Origin of the sequence: Pseudomonas sp. NGC7 (genome assembly GCF_047159675.1) — a bacterium.
In the GTDB taxonomy this organism is placed as follows: domain Bacteria; phylum Pseudomonadota; class Gammaproteobacteria; order Pseudomonadales; family Pseudomonadaceae; genus Aquipseudomonas; species Aquipseudomonas kermanshahensis.
The window spans coordinates 3379317-3402820 of record NZ_BAAFZY010000001.1; the positions used below are offsets into that span (position 1 = coordinate 3379317).

Genomic DNA, 23504 nt, shown 5'->3' on the forward strand with positions numbered 1-23504 from the left:
AACATGAGCTTCCAGATCGCACTGAATTTCGAGGACGGGGTAACCCGCTTCATCGAGGCCACTGGCCATGAGACCGTGGCTGACGCCGCCTATCGCCAGGGCATCAACATCCCGCTGGACTGCCGCGACGGCGCCTGCGGTACCTGCAAGTGCAAGGCCGAGTCCGGGCGCTACGACCTGGGCGACAACTTCATCGAAGACGCCCTGAGCGAGGACGAAATCGCCGAAGGCTATGTGCTGACCTGTCAGATGCGGGCAGAATCCGACTGTGTGCTGCGCATCCCGGCCTCTTCGCACGTGTGCAAGACCGAACAGGCCAGTTTCGAAGCCGCCATCAGCGACGTGCGCCAGTTGTCGGCGAGCACCATTGCCCTGTCGATCAAGGGCGAGGCGCTGAGCCGGCTGGCGTTCCTGCCGGGGCAATACGTCAACCTCAAAGTGCCCGGCAGCGAGCAGAGCCGCGCTTACTCGTTTAGCTCGCTGCAAAAGGACGGCGAGGTCAGCTTCCTGATCCGCAACGTGCCGGGCGGCTTGATGAGCAGCTTCCTCACCAACCTGGCCAAGGCCGGCGACAGCATGAGCCTGGCAGGGCCGCTGGGCAGCTTCTACTTGCGGCCGATCCAGCGCCCACTGCTGTTGCTGGCAGGTGGCACCGGGCTGGCACCGTTCACCGCGATGCTGGAGAAGATCGCCGAGCAGGGCAGCGAATACCCGGTGCACCTGATCTACGGGGTCACCAACGACTTCGACCTGGTCGAACTGGACCGCCTGCAGGCCTTGGCGGCGCGCATTGCAAACTTCACCTTCAGCGCCTGCGTGGCCAACCCAGACAGCCAGTACCCGCAGAAAGGCTATGTCACCCAGCACATCGAACCGCGCCACCTCAATGACGGCGATGTGGACGTGTACCTGTGCGGGCCACCGCCGATGGTCGAGGCAGTCAGCCAGTACGTTCGCGAGCAGGGCATTACGCCGGCGAACTTCTACTACGAGAAGTTCGCCGCCGCGGCCTGAGTTTCCTTGGGGCCGCCCTTGTGGGCGCGGGCTTGCCCCGCGAACACGGGCGCAGCCCGTGCCATCCATCGTGGGGTCTGCTAGCGGGGCAAGCCCGCTCCCACAGCGTCCGCGTCAGCATGGAGAAATACTGATGAACACAAGATTTCAAGGCAAAGTCGCCCTGGTCACCGGCGCCGCGCAAGGCATTGGCCGCGGCGTGTGCTGGCGGCTCAAGGCCGAAGGCGCGCAGGTGGTGGCGGTGGACCGCTCCGAGTTGGTCCACGAATTGGCCGGGGAGGGCATGCTGACCCTCACCGCCGACCTCGAACTGCACAGCGATTGTGCCCGCGTCATGGCCGCTGCGGTCGAAGCGTTCGGCCGCCTCGACATCCTGGTCAACAATGTCGGCGGCACCATTTGGGCCAAGCCTTTCGAACACTACCAAGTGGCACAGATCGAGGCCGAAGTGCGCCGCTCGTTGTTCCCCACCTTGTGGTGTTGCCATGCCGCGTTGCCGTACATGCTCGAACGCGGGGCAGGGGCCATTGTCAACGTCTCGTCCATCGCCACCCGTGGCGTCAACCGCGTGCCCTACGGCGCGGCCAAAGGTGGCGTCAACGCGCTCACTGCCTGCCTGGCTTTCGAAACCGCCGGGCGCGGTATCCGTGTCAATGCCACTGCCCCTGGCGGCACCGAGGCACCGCCACGGCGCGTGCCGCGCAACGCCGCCGAGCAGAGCGCGCAGGAAAAGGCCTGGTACCAGCAAATCGTCGACCAGACCCTCGACAGCAGCTTGATGCACCGCTACGGCAGCATCGACGAGCAGGTCGGCGCCATCCTCTTCCTGGCCTCCGACGAAGCCTCCTACATCACCGGCGTAACGCTGCCGGTAGGGGGCGGCGACCTCGGCTGAGTCAGCCCCCCGGCAACCGTTTTACTCCACAACAAAAACAACAGAGACAGATGCCATGCGAACCCTTGACGTGCACCCGATCATCGATAATGCGCGCTTTACCGCGTTCCACTGGATGGTCATGGCCTGGTGCGGCCTGCTGCTGATCTTCGACGGCTATGACTTGTTCATTTACGGCGTGGTACTGCCGGTAATCATGAAAGAGTGGGGCCTGACGCCCTTGCAGGCCGGCGCCCTGGGCAGTTATGCGCTGTTCGGCATGATGTTTGGCGCCCTGGTATTCGGCAGCCTGGCCGACCGCATCGGGCGCAAGAAGGGGATCGCCATCTGCTTCGCGTTGTTCTCCACGGCAACCATCCTCAACGGCTTTGCCACCAGCCCCAGCGAGTTCGGCATCTACCGCTTCATCGCCGGCCTCGGCTGTGGCGGCTTGATGCCTAACGCCGTGGCATTGATGAACGAATACGCCCCCAAACGCCTGCGCAGCACGCTGGTGGCGATCATGTTCAGTGGTTATGCGCTGGGCGGCATGCTGTCGGCAGGCGTCGGTATTTTCATGCTGCCGCGTTTCGGCTGGGAGTCGATGTTCTTCGCTGCGGCGGTACCGCTGCTGCTGTTGCCGGTGATTCTCTATTACCTGCCAGAATCCATTGGCTTCCTGGTACGTAAAGGGCGTACCGAAGAAGCCCGCAAGCTGCTCAAACAGCTTGACCCCGAGTGCGACATCCAGCCTGGTGACGTGCTTCAGGCAACCGACCGCAAGGGGGCTGGCAGCTCGGTCGTCGAGCTGTTCCGCAACGGCCTGGCCGTGCGCACCCTGGCCCTGTGGCTGGCGTTCTTCTGCTGCCTGCTGATGGTCTACGCGCTCAGTTCGTGGTTGCCGAAGCTGATGGCCAACGCGGGTTACAGCTTGGGTTCGAGCCTGTCGTTCCTGTTGGCGCTGAACTTCGGTGGCATGGCCGGGGCGATTTTGGGGGGTTGGTTGGGCGACCGCTACAACCTGGTCAAGGTCAAGGTCGGTTTCTTCATTGCAGCCGCGCTGTCGATCAGCCTGTTGGGGGTGAACAGCCCGATGCCGGTGCTGTACCTGCTGATCTTCATCGCCGGCGCCACCACCATCGGCACGCAGATCCTGCTGTATGCCGGCGCGGCACAGATGTATGGCCTGGCGGTGCGCTCCACCGGCCTGGGCTGGGCGTCGGGCATTGGCCGCAATGGCGCCATTGTCGGCCCGCTGCTGGGGGGCGCGCTGATGGGCATCAACCTGCCGTTGCAACTGAATTTCATCGCGTTCGCCATCCCTGGCGCGATTGCCGCGCTGGCCATGGCCGTGCACCTGGTCAGTGGCAAGCGCCATGGCCTGTCCACGGCGGCGCAAGCGTAATGAAAACCTTGATCAAGGACAGCTCGCTGTCCGCCATCGTCGCCGGCTGCCTGGCGACGATGATCTCCTACGCTGGCCCATTGGTGATCATCTTTCACGCTGCCGAGGCCGCGCAGTTGTCCCATGGCCAGCTGTCTTCCTGGGTCTGGGCCGTTTCCATGGGCAGCGGAGTGCTCGGCGCTGTACTCAGCCTGCGCTACCGGGTGCCGGTTGTGATCGCCTGGTCGATCCCAGGCTCGGCGCTGTTGGTCACGGCCCTGCCTGAACTCGGCTTGGAGCAGGCCGTGGGGGCGTACCTGGTGGCCAACCTGGTCCTGCTGCTGATTGGCATCAGCGGGGCCTTCGACCGCATCATCGCGCGCCTGCCGGGCTCCATTGCCGCCGGCATGCAAGCCGGCATCTTGTTCAGTTTCGGCATCGAGGTGTTCCGCGCCTTGCCGGTACAGCCGCTGCTGGTGGTGGCGATGTTCATCACCTATGTGCTGATGCGCAGGCTTCAGCCGCGCTATGCGGTGGCCGCCGTACTGTGCGTGGGCACCGTGGTGACCGTGGCCAGCGGGGCGTTTCGCAGCGAGGCGTTGGTGCTGCAACTGGCCTCGCCGCAATGGATTGCCCCGCAATTCAGCTTGGCGGCGGTGTTCAGCCTGGCGTTGCCCATGGTGCTGGTGGCCCTCACCGGGCAATTCATGCCGGGGATGGCCGTGCTGCGCAACGCCGGCTACGCCACACCGGCCAGCCCGTTGATCAGTGCCAGCGCCATCGGTGGCGCCGTGCTCGCGCCTTTTGGTTGCCACGGCCTGAATCTCGCGGCCGTCACCGCAAGCCTGTGCACAGGCCATGAGGCCCATGAAAACCCGCGCCGGCGCTATGTCGCGGCCGTTGCCGGCAGTGTGCTGTACCTGCTGCTTGGGGTTGCTGGGGCCACGTTGATGTCGCTGTTCGCGGCATTTCCGGCGGCACTGATCGCGGCCCTTGCCGGGCTGGCCCTGTACGGGGCAATCAGCGAAGCCCTGGCACGCAGCCTCGCCGAGCCTGCTGAGCGAGATGCCGGGCTGTTCACTTTTTTGGTCACCGCTTCGGGGGTGTCCTTCCTTGGCCTGTCGGCGGCGTTCTGGGGGCTGCTGTTCGGCCTGCTGGCCCACGCGCTGCTCGTTCTGCGGCGGCCCCAAGCGCGGGAGGTAATGCGCCGCACCCCATGATGCCTGTGTTCCCAGCGCTTTATTCCATAAAAACAAGATCAAGAGAGCTTCGGAATGAACCACACCCCTTGCGTCGCTATTGGCCTGACATTGCTCAGCCCACCGCTGCTGGCTGCTGAAGGCGGCTTCTTCGAGGATTCGAAGGCCAGCCTCAGTGCCCGTAATTACTATTTCAGCCGCGACTTCTCCGACATTGTCGGCGCCAATCAACAGTCCAAGGCCGAGGAGTGGGCCCAGGGCTTCATACTTGACTTCAAATCGGGGTACACGCCTGGCACGGTGGGGTTCGGGGTGGATGCACTCGGCCTGCTGGGCATCAAACTCGACAGCAGCCCCGACCGGGTCAATACCGGCCTGTTGCCGGTGCATGGCGATGGCCGCGCCGCAGACGAATACAGCCGCCTGGCGCCGACGTTCAAGGCCAGGCTGTCGAAAACCGAGCTGCGGGTGGGCGAACTGCAGCCCAACCTGCCAGTGCTGACGTTCAGTGATATCCGCCTGCTGCCGCCGACTTACCAAGGTGCCAGCCTGTTGTCGACCGAGCTGCAGGGGCTGACCTTGCAAGCCGGGCACCTGACCTCAACCCACCTGCGCAACGAGGGCGGCGACGGCAAGATGAATGCCATGCTCGGCCACGTGCCAATGCGTCAGGCTGAAGGTGACGCGTTCAACTATGTGGGGGGCGACTACGCGTTCAATGCGAACCAAAGCAGTGTCAGCCTCTGGTACGGGCAGTTGGAAGATATCTACGAGCAAGGCTTTGTCGGCCTTAAACACAGCAAACCTGTCGGCGACTGGGTGCTGAGCGCCAACCTTGGCTATTTCACCGCCCGCGAGGACGGCGACGCTCTGCTGGGCAGTATCGATAACCAGGCATTCTTCTCGCTGTTCACCGCCCGCCATGGCGGGCACAGCTTCCATGCAGGGTATCAGGGCATTTATGGCGACAGCCCGTTCCCGCGGGTATTTGCCAACATCTCCCCCTTGGGCAACGAGGTGCCAACCTACGAGTTCGCCTACACCGACGAGCGTTCCTATCAGGTGCGCTATGACTACAATTTTGCCGCCATGGGCGTGCCGGGGCTGACGGCAACGGTGCGGTACATCACCGGCAACAATGTCGATACCGGGCAGGGCTACGAGGGCCGTGACCGGGAGCGCGACCTGGATATCGGCTATGCGGTGCAGAGTGGGGCGTTGAAAGGCCTGGGCATTCGCGTGAGAAATGCCATGGCACGGTCCAACTACCGCAGTGATATCGACGAGAATCGCTTGACCCTGGTGTACACCTGGCAGTTGTTGTGACTACCCAGCTGCCATCTTTTGTCACTGAGCCGCATTTGCACCCAGAGGCTAGAGGGGGTTAGCTTTCACGCGTCATCCTCTCAGGAAATCCCGCCTTGGACTCATTGACCCAAGCCGTACTCGGCGCCGCCCTACAGGGCACTGTGCTCGGTCGCATCCAGGGCCGCCGAGCGCTGCTGTACGGCGCAGCGCTGGCCACATTGCCCGACCTGGACGTAGTCATCCGCTACGCCGACCCGGTGTCGCAGATGACCTACCACCGGGGGTTCTCCCACTCCCTTTTCGTCCTGACCGGGCTGGCGCTGCTGCTGGCCTGGTGCGTCAACCGGTGCTGGCCAGGCAAAGGCTATACCGTGCCGCGCCTGTTTCTGGCGTTCTGGCTGGTGCTGGTCACGCACCCGGTGCTGGACGCTTTTACCGTGTATGGCACGCAACTGTTCTGGCCGTTGGCGCTGACCCCGCAAAGCTGGGCTGCGGTGTTCATCATCGACCCTGTCTACACCGTGCCGCTGCTGGCGGCAGTGATCTACACCCTCGCCAAGGGCGTGACGGGTACTGCCGTGCGGCTGCTGACCCTGGCACTGGTTTTCAGTACGGCCTACCTCGGCTTTGGCCTGGCTGGGCGCATGCAGGCGGAGCAACGCTTTCAGGCCGTGTTGGACCAGCAGGGCATCACGGTCAGCGACGTACGTGCCGTGCCGATTGCCTTCAACAGCCTGATCTGGCGCGTGCTGGCCAAGACGCCGGACGGCGACTACTACGAAGGTGTCAGCAGTGGGTTCGACCAGCAACCGCCAGAAATGCAGCGCCTGCCACGCAACCTTGAGCTGGCCGCTGCGCTTGCTGGTGCGCCTTTGCATCAGCGCCTGCGCTGGTTCACGGATGACTGGTTGCGTTATGACGAAATCGACGGGGCGCTGGTGGTGACCGACCTGCGCATGGGCATCCCCGGCAACTACACCTTCCGCTTCAACATGGCCCACCGTAATAGCCAGGGGCACTGGATTGCCGACACGCCCACGGCGTGGCGAGGGGCAGGGGTGGCATCAATGTTCAACGGGCATGACCTGGGCTTGATCTGGCGGCGTATCATCGATCAGCACCCCCCATTGCCACTGGCTGAGTGGACTTCGCGCTACCTGGGGCCGGCTGCAGTACCGCCCAGGGGCGATTAAACGAAGATTCTGTTTACCGCCGCAGCCCCCATTTTGCGGGGGAAATCGGGTACAGGGCACAGCTATTTTGCGGCTTGGTGGAATTCTTAGTAGCTTATCGTCGCCAAAGCGCTCAATATGCCACTGCAGGGGCTGGTTGTTTGATAAGGCCCTCGTTGTAATTTCACGTAAAACGCATCAAATAAGCCATCGAGGGCTCAGAGCATGTCCAACAGACAAACCGGTACAGTTAAATGGTTCAACGATGAAAAAGGGTTCGGCTTCATTACCCCAGCGGGTGGTGGCGACGACCTCTTCGTTCATTTCAAAGCCATTGAATCGGACGGCTTCAAGTCGCTGAAAGAAGGCCAGACTGTTAGCTTTGTTGCCGAAAAAGGGCAAAAAGGCATGCAGGCCGCCCAAGTGCGACCTGAGTAAGACACGCACCCGCCGGCTCGGCGTTCGAACAGGTGCTTGCAACCTTGCGGGTTGACCTGGGTGCTTGATCGAACGGCGTGAAGCCTGGCAATTGTGTGGCGTGTAAAGAAAAGCTCCGTATCGAAAGATAGGGAGCTTTTTTTGTATCTGCCGCAACGCGGTAGAACCGCCAAGCGGCTTTGCAGCCCCTTGGCTTCAATCAAACGGCTGCCATCAATTGCGCGCCAGTCGCCCACTCACGTAGTGCGCCACGTCATTGAACCCTGGCGTCGAGGCATGGCCCGGCGTTACCAGCGAATCGATGAACGCTTCATCCTCCGCCGTGATCTTCACGTCCAGTGCGCCGGCATAGGTGTCCCATTGTGCTTCGGTGCGCGGCCCGACAATGGCCGAACTCACCAGTTGGTTATTAAGTACCCAGGCAATCGCGAACTCAACGATGCCCACGCCCTTGGCTTCGACATACGCCTGGATCTGGCGGGCGATGGCCAATGATTCCTGGCGCCATTCCACTTCCATGATCCGCTTGTCCTGGCGCCCGGCACGGCTGCTGGCATCTGGCACCGAGCCGGGTGCGTACTTGCCGCTGAGCACACCGCGGGCCAAGGGGCTGAACGGCACCACGCCCAGGCCATGGTAGGCCGCAGCGGTCAGCTGTTCGGGCTCTGCCTGGCGGTTGACGATGTTGTACAGCGGTTGGCTCACCACCGGCTTGGCCACGCCGAGTCGCTCGGCCAGGTGGCACAGCTCGGCAATGCGCCAGCCGCGGAAGTTGGACACGCCCCAATAGCGGATCTTGCCTTGGCGCAGCAGGTCGCCGATGGCTTGCACGGTTTCCTCCAGCGGTACCTTGTGGTCTTCGCGGTGCAGGTAGTAAACGTCAAGGTAATCCAGGTCCATGCGCGTGAGCGTCGCGTCGATGGCATTGAAAATGTGCTTGCGCGAAAGCCCGCTGCGGTTGGGCAGGCCGTCGGCCGGGCCAAAGCCGACCTTGGACGCCACTATCCAGTCCTGGCGATGGCGCGCTACGGCTTCGCCGACGATTTCTTCCGAACGCCCGCTGTTGTAGACATCGGCGGTGTCGATGAAGTTGATGCCCTGGTCCCAGGCTTTTTCGATGATCCGCAGTGAGTCCTCGGTGCTGGTCTGCTCGCCGAACATCATGCTGCCCAGGGTAAGGGCGGAAACCTGCAGGCCACTCTGGCCAAGGGGACGGTAGATCATGCGGTTGAGTCCTTTGCAGTGGGCTTGTCTGCCTGTTTTACACACAACCGCACGCCATTGAAAGCCCGCCACAGTGGCTGACACACCTGTGTCATGCCTGCATCAGCTGTGCCATGGCTGCTGCATGTGCAGGCCTCAGCCATTGCCCGGCCGTTTGGCTAGCAACCGCTCTGTAATGCCTGTTTCGAGGATGCTGGGTGATGCTGGCACAGCCGTTGCTCTGTCTGTTATCGACGCCTGATGCGGTGTCGCCATAACAAGAACGGAGAACCGACCATGAACCGAACAGGCCCGCACCGCCGGCCCCTTCCGCACGCCTTGGGCTGCCTGGCCCTTGCCTTGGCGTGCTGCGCAACCGCTTTTGCTGCAGAAGTGGATGGCAAGCGGATCATCCAGGCCGACCAGGAACCTGGCAACTGGATGAGCCACGGCCGTACCTACGATGAACAACGCTTCAGCCCGCTCAAGGCCATCAACCAGGACAACGTCAATCAATTGGGCCTGGCTTGGAGCTATAAGCTCGACCTGGACCGGGGTGTAGAAGCCACGCCTATCGTGGTCGATGGGGTGATGTACACCACGGGGCCGTTTTCCGTGGTGTATGCCTTGGATGCCCGCAACGGCAAGCTGCTGTGGAAATACGACCCGCAGTCAGACCGCAATCGCGCCGGTGAGGCGTGCTGTGATGCGGTAAACCGCGGCGTGGCCGTGTGGCAGGGCAAGGTCTACGTCGGCGTGCTGGACGGGCGCCTGGAGGCGATCGATGCCAAGACCGGCCAGCGCGTGTGGTCGGTGGACACCCGCGACGACCATAAACGCAGCTACACCATCACCGGTGCGCCGCGGGTGGTCAACGGCAAGGTCATCATTGGCAACGGTGGGGCAGAATTTGGTGTGCGCGGCTATGTGACGGCCTATGACGCCGAGACCGGCAAGCAGGCCTGGCGCTTCTTCACCGTGCCGGGTGACCCCAAGCTGCCGCCTGAAGACAAGGCCATGGAGATTGCCAGCAAGACCTGGCACGGCGATGCCTTCGTCGAGTGGGGCGGCGGCGGCACGGCCTGGGATTCGTTCGCCTACGACCCTGAGCTGAACCTGTTGTACATCGGCGTTGGCAACGGCTCGATGTGGGACCCTAAATGGCGCAGCCAGGCCAAAGGCGACAACCTGTTCCTGTCGTCGATTGTCGCCGTCAATGCCGATACGGGCGAATACGCCTGGCACTACCAGACCACCCCCGGTGATGCCTGGGACTTCACCGCCACCCAGCACATGATCCTCGCCGAGCTGCCGATCAACGGCAAACAGCGCAAAGTGCTGATGCAGGCGCCCAAGAATGGCTTCTTCTATGTGCTCGACCGGGCCACCGGCGAGTTGCTGTCCGCGAAGAATATCGTGCCGGTGAACTGGGCCAAGGGCATCGACATGAAAACCGGTCGGCCGATTCTCGACGATGAGGCAGCGGCCTACTGGAAGGACGGCAAGCGCAAGCTGGTGACGCCGGCATTCTGGGGCGCGCATGACTGGCACCCAATGTCGTACAACCCCAACACCGGCCTGGTGTACATCCCGGCGCATATCATGTCGGCCTATTACGAGCACATCCCCGAAGCGCCCAAGCGCAACCCGTTCAAAAGCGTGTACCAGCTGGGCTTACGCACCGGCATGATGCCCGAAGGTGCCGATGGCCTGCTGGAGATGGCCAAGACCTGGTCCGGCAAGCTGATCGCCTGGGACCCAGTGAAACAGGCGCCGGCCTGGGAGGTGCCCTACATCACCATCTTCAACGGCGGCACCCTGAGCACCGCCGGCAACCTGGTGTTCGAGGGCAGCGCCGATGGCCGTGTGATCGCCTATGCCGCCGACACCGGCAAGAAGCTGTGGGAATCACCCGCCGCCAGTGGCGTGATGGCAGCGCCGATCACCTATTCGGTCGATGGCGAGCAGTACGTCACCTTCATGGCCGGCTGGGGCGGGGCCTTCTCGACGTTTGCCGGGGCGTTGTCGTTGCGTGCCGGGGTACAGCCGTTCTCGCAAGTGCTGACCTACAAGATTGGCGGTACCGCCAAATTGCGTGAGCCAGCGCCCCCCGCCAATGCGCCCGAACCCCCACCATTGACCGCCGACGCCCAGACTGTCGCCGCCGGTGCGGCCCTGTACGACGGCAACTGCTCACAGTGCCACGGCATCCATGCCGTCAGCGGCGGTGTACTGCCAGACCTGCGCAAACTCGGTGCTGACAAGCACCAGATGTTCCTTGGCATCCTCTATGGCGGCCGCGTGCCGGATGGCATGCCGTCGTTTGCCGACAACCTCAAGCCCGAGCAGGTCGAGCAGGTGCACCAGTACCTCATCAAGCGTGCCCATGACCTGAAAAGCGAAGGCAACGCCTGGCAGCAATTCAGCGCCAAGCCGGCTGCCCAGCCGTCACTGGCCGACAACCCGTCACAGGAGTGAGATGACCATGACTGAAGCGATCTACCAGAACTACATCGACAACGCCTTCGTACCCAGCGAGGGGCTGATCGAGGTGTACAACCCGGCCAACGCGCAGTTACTGGGGCGTGTGCCGGAGTCGCCGGTCGATCAGGTGGAGCGGGCCATTGCAGCGGCACGCAACGCGCAAAAAGGCTGGGCAGCGAAACCTGCCATCGAACGCGCCGGCTACCTGCGTCAGATCGCCGCCAAGGTGCGTGCCAATGCCGACCGCCTAGCGCGCATCATCACCCAGGAAGGCGGCAAAGTGCCGGGGCTGGCGCAGGTCGAGGTGAACTTCACCGCCGACTACCTCGACTACATGGCGGAATGGGCGCGGCGCCTTGAAGGCGAGGTGCTGACCAGCGACCGTGCCAACGAGCACATTTTCCTGATGCGCAAGCCGCTGGGTGTGGTGGCTGGGATACTGCCCTGGAACTTCCCGTTCTTCCTCATCGCCCGCAAAATGGCGCCGGCGCTGCTCACGGGCAATACCATCGTGATCAAGCCCAGTGAAGAAACACCCATCAACTGCTATGAATTCGCCAAGCTGGTGGCCGAGACTGACCTGCCAGCGGGGGTGTTCAACGTGGTCGGTGGTAAGGGGGCCAGCGTCGGCCATGGGCTGTCGAGCCATGCCGGTATCGACCTGGTCAGCTTTACCGGCAGCGTCGCTACGGGGGCACGGATCATGGCGGCGGCGGCGCCGAACATCACCAAGCTCAACCTTGAACTGGGCGGCAAGGCCCCGGCGATTGTGCTCGCGGACGCTGACCTGGACTTGGCGACGAAAGCCATTGTTGCCTCGCGCGTGATCAATACGGGCCAAGTGTGCAACTGCGCCGAGCGGGTGTATGTGGCGCGCAAGGTGGCCGACGCCTTCGTCGACAAGGTTGCCCAGGCCATGGCAGCGACCCGATACGGCGACCCGTCGCGCCAGGCCGACCTGGACATGGGGCCACTGATCAACCAGGCCGGGCTCGACAAGGTAGCGCAGATGGTGCGCACGGCGGTCGGGCAGGGCGCCCAGTTGGTGACCGGCGGGCAGGTAGCGGACCTGGGGGCCGGGTTCCATTACCAACCGACCGTGCTCGCGGGCTGCGCCGCCGACATGGAGATCATGCGCAAGGAAATTTTTGGGCCGGTGCTGCCGATCCAGGTGGTCGATGACCTGGACGAGGCGATTGCCTTGGCCAATGACAGCGAGTACGGGCTGACATCTTCGCTGTACACCCGCGACCTGAACGCGGCGTTGAAGGCTAGCCGCGAGATCGATTTTGGCGAGACCTACATCAACCGCGAGAACTTCGAGGCCATGCAGGGCTTCCATGCCGGGGCGCGCAAGTCCGGGATCGGCGGGGCGGATGGCAAGCACGGGTTGTATGAGTACACGCGCACGCAGGTGGTGTACATCCAGGGATAAGGGTTGGCTTTACTGGCCTCTTCGCGGGCAAGCCCGCTCCTACAGGTACACCACAGTTTTCAAGCCTGTGGGCTTTCCTGTGGGAGCGGGCTTGCCCGCGAAGAGGCCGGTACAGTCACCCCAACTGGTTCGGCTGAACGATCCCGTACCGCTTCATCTTCCGATACAACGTCGACCGCGAAATCCCCGCAGCCTCTGCCGCCAGGCTCATGTTCCAGCGCTCTCGCTTTAAAACCTCCAGCAAGTGCCGCGCCTCGGCATCTTCGACCTGCTGTTCCAGCACTTTTTGCCTGGCAGGCACTGCACGGTCCAGTAGCTCCTCCGGCAAATCTGCCAGCTCAATGACTCCACCTTCCGCCAGCGCTACCGCCTGGCGCAACGTATTGAGCAACTGCCGCACGTTCCCCGGCCAGGCATACCCCAGCAAGCAACGCTGGGCCTGATCGCTCAAGCGCAAAACAGCCCCTCCCGGCAACCCCGCCAACAACCGCTCGATCAATTCACGTCGGTCACTGCGCTCACGCAATGCCGGCAACGTCATGCGCATGCCGCATAGCCGGTAGTAAAGGTCTTCGCGAAAGCCTTTATCGCCAATCATGGCTGGCAGGTCCTGGTGCGTTGCCGAAATCACCTGAATATCCAGCGTCACCGGCGCCTCTGCGCCCAGTGGTACCAGTTCGCGTTCGGCAAGCACCCGCAGCAGGCGCGTTTGCAGGTGCGTTGGCATGTCGCCGATCTCATCCAGGAACAACGTGCCGCCATTGGCCTGCTCCAGCTTGCCTTTCATGCCCTTGCGATTGGCACCTGTAAAGCTGCCAGCGCGGTAGCCGAACAGTTCGCTCTCGATCAGCGACTCGGGTATCGCCGCACAGTTGAGCGCGACGAAGGGTTTGGCGTGGCGCTGGCTAGCCTGGTGCAAGGCACGGGCGAAGGCCTCCTTGCCAGTACCGGTTTCGCCGTTCAGCAAAATGGCGATGTCCTTGTCGAGCACCTTGCGCAGGCGTTTCACTCCCTGTTGCAACTGTGCATCCTCGCCTGCCAATTGCTCAAGCGTGGGGTACGCCGCCCGCGCGGGCAGGGGCCGCGACGGCGTGGATTGGCGGTAGCCGGCCGGTATACGCAGGCCGACGTCCAGCAGATGCGCCTGCACATGCCCGTGCAATTGAGTGCCACGGGCACCGCCGCGCGTAAGGTCGAGCAACTGGTCAATGTTGGCGGGCAGCAGTTGCTCGATTGCCACACCCAACAGCGTGCCGGCATGCGCCAGGAAGGCCGCCCGATTGGCGCCGATCACCCGGCCGCCTTCGTCCAGGGCCAGCAGTTGCTCGGCGGCAAGGTCGGAGAAATCGTCACGCGGCTTGATGGCCAAGGTCAGGCAGTCGCGGTAGCGCTGGCGGAAATGGCTGTTCTCAATAAGCCGGGCGTACAGGGTCACCAACTGCAAGGTCAGGTGCTGGGCCTGCTTGGGGCCGTCGTTATAGAGGCAGGTCGCGTTGAGGCAGCCGAGCAGTTGGTTATGGGCATCGAAGATCGGCGCCACCGAGCAACTGAGCCGGGCGTTGGTTGCCAGGAAGTGTTCCTGACGGTGGATGGTCAGCGCTTGCTGCGAGGCCAGTGCAGTGCCGATGCCGTTGGTACCGGCGATCGACTCGTCCCAGCGCGCGCCGACAATCAACCCGGAGCGGGTGTAACGCTGGTGGTCGGCTGGCAGGCGGGCATCAAGGGTAATGCCGTCGGCGTCGCTGAGCAGCACGGCAAAACCGGCGTCCACCACACGCCTTGCCAGGCCACTGACGCCTTGGCTGGCGATGGTCAGGTAGGCCTCGTGTTGGGCCTGGTGCTGGCGGATTTCGGCAGCGCTGAGGATGTTGTCGACGTGGCGCAGTTCAGGGTCCAGGCGGTGCTGGGTGAGGCTGCGGTACCAGGATTCGGCAATCACCGGTTCTGGCGTCAGGCCGCGCTCGGCGAAGTGGCAGTCGACGAAGGCGGCCAGTTCACTGGCGCGGGGTGAAGGGGTGTGCGCGGCCATGGGCGCTCCACGAAATACTTGTTATTAGAGGTGGGGAAACCATAGCTGATTTTTTCCCGGAAAAGTCAGCCAATCAGCTTCAGCGCCTCGTCCAGGCGCAACGGCCGCTTCATCCGCTGCGACAGCTGCGCCATGGCATCCGAGTAGCCCTTGGCGATGACGGCCTCGACTTGCTCATCCACGCATTGCAGCGCGACGAAATCGCCTTGCTCCGGCTGGCCAACGAACTCGATGCGGTTCCAGTCCCGTGCATGCCCCAGGACTTCATAGGTGCGCCCATGCTGGTAGGTCCAGAAGAACGGCACATCTTCGTAGCGGCGCTGCTCGCCGAGCATGTTGGCCGCAGCGATCACGCCGTGTTGCTGGGCCAGGCGCCAGTGTTCGATGCGCACGGGCCGGCCAGCCAGGGGGAAGGTGGCGATATCACCAGCGGCCCACAGCCCGGGTGCCGCACGCATTTCGGCATTGACCGGCAGCGATTTATCGTCGGCCAGCGCCACCCCTTGCACATAGGCTGTGGCAGGTTTGACCCCGGTGCCCAGCAATACCAATGGCGCCTGCAGCCGTTCACCGTTGGCCAGCAACACGGCCTCCACCTTAGCCTGACCTTCGAAACGTTCGACTTCGGTGGGGCCGTGAAAGACCACGCCTTTGCGTTCGTGCAGTTCGCGAATGCTGCGCCCGATACGTTCACCCAACTGTTTGGCCAACGGCACCTCATGGCGGGTGACCAGGTGCACCTGCAGGCCGTACTTGCGCAGTGCAGCGGCGGCCTCCAGGCCGATGAAACCGTCGCCGACGATCACCACCGGCTGCCCGGGTTCTGCAGCGTCGAGCAACAGCGCGGCGTCCTCACGTGAGCGCAGGGTGAATACACCCGGCAGATCTGCCCCCGGGAGCGCTGGACGTTGCGCTTTACTGCCCGTTGCCAGTAGGCAAGCGTCATAGTCGATGTGCTGCCCGTCGGCAAGGATGATCTGGCGTTTCTCGCTGTTGAGTGTGCGGACCTTGCCGTGCTGACGGATCAGGTGGCCTTTGCGCAAGTCATCCGCTTCGAGCAGGGCTGGGACCTCATCTGGTGGCATTTGCCCAGCAATGACGAATTTACTGAGCGCGGTCCGGTCGTAGGCTGGCTGGTGTTCCTGGTCGAGCCAGACCAGGCGGCCGGCGAAACCTTGCCGCAGCAAGGTAGCGACGGCGGCACTGCCGGCGGCGCCGGCACCGACTACCACGAAACAACGGGCATCGCTGTGCCGCGGGGGCTCGGCCTTGGCCAGGGGTTGGTCATCCACCCACACCTCATCACCTTTGACCCACGCACGGTAGCGGCGCAGGTCGGCCAGTGCCGGCGGTTCGCACACCGCACCTTCGTCCACGGCAAACGCCGCCTTGTGCCATGGGCAGACCAACAGCCCCGAGCAGATCACGCCTTCTTCAAGCGGGGCGCCAGCGTGCGGGCAGTTGGCCTGGTAGGCATGCACCAGGTCGCCCTGGCGGATCAGGATGAGTTCTTCACTGCCGGCCTGTACACGCAGGGGGCGGTTGGGGTCGAGCTGATCGAGGCGGGCCACGGCGTGCTGGGTCATGGGGGTTCTCCAAAAGGGCCTTTGGAACCATTTGACGCCTGTGGTGATGAGTTGCTGACCCGAGCCGACGATCGGGGGCATTGCCCTGTAGGAGCAGCCTTGTGCTGCGAAGAGGCCGGTGATCACACAGCAAATGTTCGCTGCTATCACCGGCCTCTTCGCAGCACAAGGCTGCTCCTACACAGGCGTTCTAGTTGGCCTTGGCTGTGGCCAACGCCCCTGCGCGCGTTACCCGCAGCGCCACCAGGCTACCGACCACGATCAATGCCGCCAACGAATACAGCGCAGCATCAGTCGAGCCGGTCTGGTCCTTGATGAAACCCACCAGGTACGGGCTGAGGAAGCCGGCCATCTGGCCCACCGAGTTGATCAGCGCAAGGCCGGCCACGGCCGCACCTGCGCTGAGCAGGGCGGTAGGCATTGGCCAGAACATCGGCAGGCCGGTGAGGGCGCCCATGGTGGCGATCGACAGGCCAAGAATGGCGATGGTCGGGTTGCCGGCGAAGTTGACCGCAATCAACAGGCCAATGGCGCCCATCAGCATCGGCACCACCAGGTGCCACCGACGTTCGTTGCGCCGGTCTGCCGAACGCCCGCAGACGATCATGAACACACCCGCCAGCAGGTACGGAATGGCGCTCAGCCAGCCAATCAACAAGGGGTTGTCGAAGCCCATGTTCTTGATGATCGACGGCAGCCAGAAGTTGATCGCGTACACACCGCTCTGGATGCAGAAGTAGACGAAGCCGAACGTCCAGATCAACGGGTTGGTCAACACCGCGAGCACGCCGTCACCGGTGGTGGCGGGTTTACTGGCGGCATCGGCCTTCAGGTCGGCTTCGATCAGTTGGCGTTCGGTCGTGCTCAGCCAGGCGGCTTTCTGGTAGCCGTCGCTGAGCAGGCGAATTGCCAGGCAACCCAGCACGACGGTGGGTAGGCCCTGAATCAGGAACAGCCATTGCCAGCCGGCAAGGCCATGCTGGCCGGCGGCGAAATGTTCGAGGATCCAGCCGGAAAACGGCCCGCCCAACAGCCCCGACACCGGGATCGCCGACATGAACAAGGCCATGATGCCGCCGCGACGGGCCGCCGGGAACCAGCGCGAGAGGTACAGCACCACGCCAGGGAAGAAGCCGGCTTCAGCCGCGCCGGTCAGCAGGCGCAGGGTGTAGAATTCGGTGGGGGTGGTGACGAACAGCAGGCAGGTCGAGAGGCTGCCCCAGGCGATCATCATCAGCGCGATCCAGCGCCGTGGGCCGAAGCGGTTGAGCGCCAGGTTGCTCGGCAGGCCGCAGAGGACGTAGCCGATGAAGAAGATACCGGCGCCAAGGCCGTATACCGTTTCGCTGAATTTAAGCGCGTCGAGCATCTGCAGCTTGGCAAAGCCGACGTTGACGCGGTCCAGGTAGTTGAACAGGTAGCAGATGAAAATGAACGGAATCAGCCGCAAGGTGATGCGCCGGTACAGCGCATTGCGGGTGGTGTCCGTGCCTTGGTCAGGGGCGGGGCTGTGTGCCATGATCGGGTTCTCTGTTGTTATGGTTGTCACCGCGTCGCCTGTTCCGGCGCTCGCCCTGACGAGTCTCGGGGACAGCGGCGTGCCTGTCTTTGTGCTTTTGCACAGCGATTGACCAGGGGCGCTGTGCCCGGGACCAAAGCCTACCACCCTAAGGACCCTTGAATGTTCGAACTCGACCATGACCTGGCGCAGGATATCGTTGATCGGGCGATGGCCATTTTGCCGTGCAACGTCAATGTCATGGACAGCCAGGGGTTGATCCTGGGCAGTGGCGAGCCGGAGCGCATCAACACCCGCCACGAGGGCGCGCAACTGGTGCTGGCCAACGGCCGGATCGTCGAGCTCGACGTGGACGCGGCCAAGTGCCTCAAGGGCGTGCAGCCCGGGGTGAACCTGCCATTGATGCTCGATGGCCGGCTGATGGGCGTGTTGGGCCTGACCGGCGACCCGCAGCAGCTGCGTACCTATGGCGAACTGGTGCGCATGACTGCTGAAATGCTCCTGGCCCAGCGCCACCTGCAGGTTGAACAGCAATGGCGGCGGCAACGCTGCGACGACCTGCTCGCCTTGCTGTTAGGCGGCAGCGGCGATTCGCCTCGGCTGCTCGATGAAGCCCGTCAGCTCGGCCTGAAGCCGCAACTGCCAAGGGTGCCTTGCCTGTTCGAGCTGGAATCAGGGCCGCCTGCCGAAGCCCTGTCGTGCTGGCTGATGAGCCGTTACCCGGACAGCTGGTGCGTCAGCCCCGCACGGCAATCGCTGCTGTGGTGTCGCCCGGCGGGCCTGGTGCTGGACGACGCGCGGTTGCTGGAGCGCCTCGAGCGTCACGGGTGGCAGGTTGAGCGCTTGGCCCTGGGGTGCGTGGCGCAAAGCCTGGAACAACTGCGCCGTGGTTATCGCCGGGTGCGCGACCTGCTGGCTTATGGCCAGGAGGTGCTGCCGGCCGAGCGCCTGCTCAGCCTTGAGCGGTACCGGCTACCGGCCTTGCTGTGGCGGCATCGCAATGACGATGCGCTGGATGAGCTGTTGCAACCGCTGCAACGCATCCGCGCCAAGGACGCCAGTGGTCAGCTGATTGCGACCTTGCGCGCCTGGTGTGCCCATGATGGCCAGAGCCAGGCCTGTGCCGACGCCTTGGGTATTCACCGCAACAGCCTGCGCTACCGGCTGGAGCGGATCGCCGAGCTGGGCGAGGTCGACCCCTTGCGGATGGAGGGGATGCTCAGCCTGTACCTGGGGTTGCAGTTGTTACGAGCTGAGTGAAGCGCGGGCCGAAGGCATTTGCCCAAACAACGCCTCCGCCGTCTTGTGCATTTGACCGAGGCCACCTTGCCAGGCAACTGTCAGCATGCCGCTCATCTGGACAGGAGAATCCCCATGAAGATCGTCATCGCCCCCGACTCGTTCAAGGACAGCCTCGACGCTGCCGGTGTTGCCCGCGCCATTGCCACTGGCCTGGCCGAGGTGTGGCCGGATGCCGAGCTCATCGAATGCCCCATGGCCGACGGCGGTGAAGGCACCATGGACGCCATCTTGGCCGCCAGCCAGGGCGAATTACGCCGCCTGGCTGTACGTGGGCCGTTGGGGCACAGCGTCGAGGCCGGCTGGGGTTGGCTGCCGCAGAGCCGCACGGCGATCATCGAAATGGCCCAGGCCAGTGGCCTGCAATTGGTGCCCACCCAGCAGCGTGATGCCTGCCGCAGCAGCACCTGGGGTACGGGCGAACTGATCGCCGCCGCCTTGGCTGCGGGTGCCCGCCGCATTGTCTTGGCCATTGGCGGCAGCGCGACCAATGACGGCGGCAGTGGCATGCTGCGCGCCCTGGGGCTGCGGCTGCTGGATGCCGAGGGGCAAGCACTGGACGAAGGGGGGCTGGCCCTGGCAAAGCTGGCACGTATCGATGCCAGCGACCTCGACCCTCGGCTGGCCGAGGTCCAGGTCGAGGTTGCGGCCGACGTCGACAACCCACTCTGCGGTGCCAATGGCGCTTCGGCAATATTCGGCCCGCAGAAAGGGGCAAACCCGCAGCAAGTAGAAGCACTGGACCAGGCACTGGGGCACTTTGCCGATCACTGTGCGCAATTGCTGGGCGAGGACGTGCGTGATTTCCCGGGCTGCGGCGCTGCAGGCGGCATGGGCTTTGCGGCCAAGGCGTTCATGGGCGCGCAGTTCCGACCTGGCGTCGAGGTGGTGGCTGAGTTGGCCGGCCTGGACGGGCTGGTACAAGGCGCCGACCTGGTGCTGACCGGCGAGGGGCGTTTCGATGCCCAGACCCTGCGTGGCAAGACGCCGATGGGTGTGGCTCGGGTCGCAAAGCGCCATGGTGTACCGGTGGTGGTGCTGGCAGGCACGTTGGGGGAGGGGTATCAGCAGTTGTATGGCCATGGCATCGACGCGGCTTTTGCGTTGGCCAGCGGGCCGATGAGCCTGGAGCAGGCGTGCGCCAACGCCCGCGAGCTGCTGCAGGCGCGCGCCGGTGATATCGCCCGGCTGTGGCGCTGCGCGGTGTAAGCGCGGTCAGAGATTTCCGTGTAAGTGCAACTAGTGTGGGGGCTGCTTTGCAGCCCTTTCGCGCCCTAAGGCCGCGCCTTCACGTCCATGCCGAAGTTATGAGACTTGGCAAATATGGAAATTATCTTTGTTTGATATCTCGCCATAAACAAAGGCCGAATCGCTGATTTCGATCAGAAAAGCACTACATACAACCCACGCAAAAGGCTCTATTTCGGCCCAGTAATACCGTCCGACTCTCACCGCTACTTACTATTAAGTATTTTACTTAACCCCCGTCGCTCGCCAATTCTCTGCACTGTTTATTCGAGAGGGCGAGTCGATGTTAGTTCATGGTGATAAGGATTTCGGCGTGTTGAAGGATGCCGAGGGCGAACTTCAACAGCAGGTCGGGCGTGTGCCCGATGCGGCATTCTATGAACGCAAGTTGCAAGCAGTCTGGACGCGTGCACAACACAGTAGCCATTACGCAGGGATTGGCCCCTACAGCTTCACAGCGTTCCAGCAATTGCCGCTGACCGCCAAGGCCGCGCTGAAAAGCCAACCCCTGGCGTTTTGCACCGTAGCCCTTGGCGATGCGGCCAAGTACTACGCCACCACCGGCACCACCGGCGAGCCAACCCCAACCCCGCGCCTGAAACACGACATCATCTGGAATGCCGTCAGCGTCGCCAGCCACTGGCGAGCGGTGCTGCAGCCCGGGGCGCGGGTGGCCAACCTGATGCCATCGGACATCGTGCCGGTCGGCGACCTGATCGCCAACGTCTGCGAATACCTCGACGTGTCGCATGTACGGCTCTATCCCTTTACCACCGGCATCACCGACTGGGAACGGGTGTGCACGACCTTCGACACCTACCGGCCCACGGTGCTGTTCATCGCGCCCGGCGTACTGGTGCAACTGACCCGCTACCTCAAGCAGCGGGAGCTGCTCGACACGTTTGCTCAGTCGGTGCGCACGATCATGCTGCTGGGCGAGGTCAACACCCAGCCGTTTCGTGACCGTTTGGCCCGCGGGTGGCACTGCGAGGTACACGACGCCAGTTATGGCAGTACCGAGACCGGCACGCTGGCAGCCGTAGGCGCGGACCAGCAGATGCGCCTGGCCACGGCCACCAATTATTTCGAGCTGCTGTTGCCGGACGGCAGGCTGGTAACGCCCGCCGAAGGCCTGACAGGCCGCCTCGTCGTCACCCCGCTGAACCTGTACGCGCGGCCGTTACTGCGGCTGGACACCGGCGACAGCGTCACCCTTACCGCGCCTTGGCAAGCCGGGCGGAGCAGCCCCAGCCTGTTGGTCAATGGCCGCGACAGCGACAGCATTGCGGTGGCCGGGGTGGACCTTGAGATTCGCGCCGTCGAAGAGGTGGTCTACGGCGCCTGCGACGCCACCGGTTATGTGATCGAAATCGATCGCCAGAACGACAGCGCCGCGTTAATCCTTGAACGTGACGTGCACTGGGACAACGCCCAGGAAGGCCCATTGCAAGCGCAGCTGCTGGCACGTTCCGAGCAACTGATGGGGCTGCGCTGGAGCCGTGTGCTGTTCGTCAACAACTTGTCGGCCATCAACAAGAGCGGTGGCTCGCAAAAAAGCTGGAAGAAGACCAACCTGCGCTTCGTGGGGGGCAAGCAATGACCACGTCACCCCTTGCCCAAGGGCACGGCCTGGGCAACGGCCAGCCTGACTTGTGGTGCACGTACGCCGCGATCCGCAGCCTGGCCTGGGTCGAGCGCCTCGACAGCGTCGATACGCCGGCCCTGCACAGCTATATCCAGTCCCGGCGTAACCGCGACGGGGGGTTCGCCTGGAGCAAGGGCATGCCATCCGACGCCTGGGCGACTTTTTATTGCACTGAAACGCTCAAGGACCTGGGTATCGCCATCGACCATGGCGCCCAAACCGCCGATTGGCTTCAGACCCTGTTCGACGGTGATGCCTACGCCATGTGCCCCGGGCAGACGGCGGATGTCTGGGCCACCCACTATGCCGTGCGCACGTTAATCGAGGTGTGCCAGGGGCAGGTGGCCGATGCCCCGGCGTTGTACGCCTGGCTGGAAGGGCTGCAGTGCAGCAATGGCGGCCTCAGTTGGTCCGCGGACTTTGCCCAGCGCAACTTGGCCGACACCCGTGCCTGCTTCTACGGCGTAATGGCCGCACGAGCCCTGGCCCAGCAAGGGCTGCCCGCACCGCGGTGGGACCTGCCGCGGTTGATTGCCTGGTTGCAGGCGCAGCAGGTGGAAAGCGGCGGCTTTCGTTTCAGCGAGGCTGCCGAGCAGCCGTGCCTGTGGGCGACCTACCGCGCCACGGCTAGCCTTGCGGCATTGCACGCGCAGCCGTTGGCGCGCCACGCGTGTATCGCCTGGATCGACGCACTGCGCCGGCCCAGTGGCGCCTTCGTGCGTTGGCAGGGCTATGACGGCGAGGACGTCTGGGCCGCTTTCTGCGCGGTGGGCTCGCTCAAGGCGCTGGGAGAGCCGGTGGCCCACCTGGCAGATGGCATTGCACGGTTCATCGCGACCTTGGCGCTGCCTCAGGGTGGCTACACCTATCGGCAGGTCGACAGCGCGGCGGATGTGCTGACCACGGCGGCTGCCGTGCTCGGCGAACAGCTGAGTGCTGCGCAGCGGGCGGCAGCCTTGCACTGGATCGAAGGCTGCCAGATGCCTAACGAGCCTGGGCTCATGTACATGCCAGGGCGGGGCGCCGAAGTCCGCTGCACCAATTGGGGCCTGGCGGCGGGCGCCTTCGCCAGCCAGCCAGCGGCGCGCAAGGCGGTCGGGCACTGGCTGGCCTCGTTGCAGAACCCCGATGGTGGCTTCGGGTTCTGGGAGGGGCGCGGGTCGGACTTGGTGTCCACGGCGTCTGCGGTGGCGATCCTCCAGCAACTGGGCAATAACGCTAGGGTCGACCTCGTGGCGCTGGAGGCCTTTGTGGCCAGTTGCGCTCAGCAAGGTGGGCACGCAGCCTACCCACGAGGGCAGGCGTCCTTGCGTGCCAGCCTGCAAGCCTTGATCTGCCTGAACCATGTGGGCTGGGATGTGCGCGAGCAGGCAAACGAACTGCTGGTTGCGCACAAGGTGCGCCAGGGCGGCTTCGCCAATCTGGGGCAGCGCATCCCTGATTTGCTCAGCACCTACCAGGCCGTGGCGTTCGGCGCCGCGCAGGGGCTGCCGGTCGACCGCGTGCACCTGCAGTTCTTCCTCGACAAGGTGCGCAGCGGCCAAGGCCATGCCTGGTCACCGCTGTACCTGGAGGGCCACGACGCACTGTCCGATTGCCTGGGGCGCTTGTTGCAGGCGTTTGCCGAAGGCAGGCGTCAGCACCTGCCCAACCTGCAGCTGTCGTGA

At 63.7% G+C, this 23504-nt stretch carries 17 protein-coding genes; 13 read left to right on the forward strand and 4 right to left on the reverse strand.

The window, feature by feature from the left end:
- The first annotated feature begins 3 nt into the window (after positions 1-3).
- From benC to ACMCNM_RS15190, 7 genes are all read left to right on the forward strand, one after another.
- On the forward strand, positions 4-1014 hold the full coding sequence (benC, locus tag ACMCNM_RS15160; protein ID WP_412764787.1) for a benzoate 1,2-dioxygenase electron transfer component BenC: 1011 nt from the start codon (positions 4-6) through the stop codon (positions 1012-1014).
- A 133-nt stretch (positions 1015-1147) separates the two neighbouring features.
- The gene (locus ACMCNM_RS15165) at positions 1148-1909 is read left to right on the forward strand and encodes a 1,6-dihydroxycyclohexa-2,4-diene-1-carboxylate dehydrogenase (protein ID WP_412764788.1); all 762 of its coding nucleotides are present in this window, start codon (positions 1148-1150) and stop codon (positions 1907-1909) included.
- A 55-nt stretch (positions 1910-1964) separates the two neighbouring features.
- The gene (locus tag ACMCNM_RS15170; protein WP_412764789.1) at positions 1965-3293 is read left to right on the forward strand and encodes an MFS transporter; all 1329 of its coding nucleotides are present in this window, start codon (positions 1965-1967) and stop codon (positions 3291-3293) included.
- Complete coding sequence (locus tag ACMCNM_RS15175) at positions 3293-4492, forward strand: benzoate/H(+) symporter BenE family transporter (RefSeq protein WP_186681652.1); 1200 nt, start codon at positions 3293-3295, stop codon at positions 4490-4492. The genes ACMCNM_RS15170 and ACMCNM_RS15175 overlap by 1 nt, the downstream gene beginning before the upstream one ends.
- A 54-nt stretch (positions 4493-4546) precedes the next feature.
- The gene (locus tag ACMCNM_RS15180; protein WP_099429408.1) at positions 4547-5797 is read left to right on the forward strand and encodes an OprD family porin; all 1251 of its coding nucleotides are present in this window, start codon (positions 4547-4549) and stop codon (positions 5795-5797) included.
- 95 nt (positions 5798-5892) lie between these two features.
- The gene (locus tag ACMCNM_RS15185) at positions 5893-6972 is read left to right on the forward strand and encodes a metal-dependent hydrolase (protein WP_412764790.1); all 1080 of its coding nucleotides are present in this window, start codon (positions 5893-5895) and stop codon (positions 6970-6972) included.
- 204 nt (positions 6973-7176) lie between these two features.
- Positions 7177-7389, forward strand: a complete 213-nt coding sequence (locus tag ACMCNM_RS15190; protein WP_027595420.1) for a cold-shock protein — start codon at positions 7177-7179, stop codon at positions 7387-7389.
- Positions 7390-7602: 213 nt separating this feature from the next.
- Here ACMCNM_RS15190 and ACMCNM_RS15195 read toward each other — a convergent pair whose 3' ends face one another.
- A complete protein-coding gene (locus ACMCNM_RS15195) occupies positions 7603-8613 on the reverse strand; it encodes an aldo/keto reductase (protein WP_186681646.1) in 1011 nt (336 codons plus the stop codon).
- A gap of 276 nt (positions 8614-8889) precedes the next feature.
- On the opposite strand from ACMCNM_RS15195, the gene ACMCNM_RS15200 reads away from it, so the two are divergent.
- Both ACMCNM_RS15200 and aldA read left to right on the forward strand, forming a co-directional pair.
- A complete protein-coding gene (locus ACMCNM_RS15200) occupies positions 8890-11070 on the forward strand; it encodes a PQQ-dependent dehydrogenase, methanol/ethanol family (RefSeq protein WP_412764791.1) in 2181 nt (726 codons plus the stop codon).
- A 7-nt stretch (positions 11071-11077) separates the two neighbouring features.
- Positions 11078-12511 carry an aldehyde dehydrogenase gene (aldA, locus tag ACMCNM_RS15205; protein ID WP_027595417.1) on the forward strand — a complete coding sequence of 478 codons (1434 nt, stop codon included), beginning with the start codon at positions 11078-11080 and terminating at the stop codon, positions 12509-12511.
- Between the two features lie 115 nt (positions 12512-12626).
- Here the strand turns inward: aldA and ACMCNM_RS15210 are convergent, their stop codons facing one another.
- The 3 genes from ACMCNM_RS15210 to ACMCNM_RS15220 all read right to left on the reverse strand — a co-directional run bounded on the left by ACMCNM_RS15210 (position 12627) and on the right by ACMCNM_RS15220 (position 17645).
- Complete coding sequence (locus ACMCNM_RS15210; RefSeq protein ID WP_412764792.1) at positions 12627-14540, reverse strand: sigma-54-dependent Fis family transcriptional regulator; 1914 nt, start codon at positions 14538-14540, stop codon at positions 12627-12629.
- A gap of 65 nt (positions 14541-14605) precedes the next feature.
- The gene (locus tag ACMCNM_RS15215; protein WP_412764793.1) at positions 14606-16126 is read right to left on the reverse strand and encodes an FAD-dependent oxidoreductase; all 1521 of its coding nucleotides are present in this window, start codon (positions 16124-16126) and stop codon (positions 14606-14608) included.
- Between the two features lie 190 nt (positions 16127-16316).
- Complete coding sequence (locus tag ACMCNM_RS15220) at positions 16317-17645, reverse strand: MFS transporter (protein WP_412764794.1); 1329 nt, start codon at positions 17643-17645, stop codon at positions 16317-16319.
- 162 nt (positions 17646-17807) lie between these two features.
- On the opposite strand from ACMCNM_RS15220, the gene ACMCNM_RS15225 reads away from it, so the two are divergent.
- The 4 genes from ACMCNM_RS15225 (at position 17808) to ACMCNM_RS15240 (ending at position 23504) form a co-directional block, all read left to right on the forward strand.
- Positions 17808-18905, forward strand: coding sequence for a sugar diacid recognition domain-containing protein (locus tag ACMCNM_RS15225; protein WP_412764795.1), 1098 nt, complete (start codon positions 17808-17810; stop codon positions 18903-18905).
- Between the two features lie 114 nt (positions 18906-19019).
- Positions 19020-20153, forward strand: a complete 1134-nt coding sequence (locus tag ACMCNM_RS15230; RefSeq protein ID WP_412764796.1) for a glycerate kinase — start codon at positions 19020-19022, stop codon at positions 20151-20153.
- A gap of 352 nt (positions 20154-20505) precedes the next feature.
- Entirely contained in the window at positions 20506-21792 is a 1287-nt protein-coding gene (locus ACMCNM_RS15235) for a phenylacetate--CoA ligase family protein (protein WP_412764797.1), read from the forward strand.
- Positions 21789-23504 (forward strand): prenyltransferase/squalene oxidase repeat-containing protein, encoded by a 1716-nt coding sequence (locus ACMCNM_RS15240; protein WP_412764798.1) that lies wholly within the window; start codon positions 21789-21791, stop codon positions 23502-23504. The genes ACMCNM_RS15235 and ACMCNM_RS15240 overlap by 4 nt, the downstream gene beginning before the upstream one ends.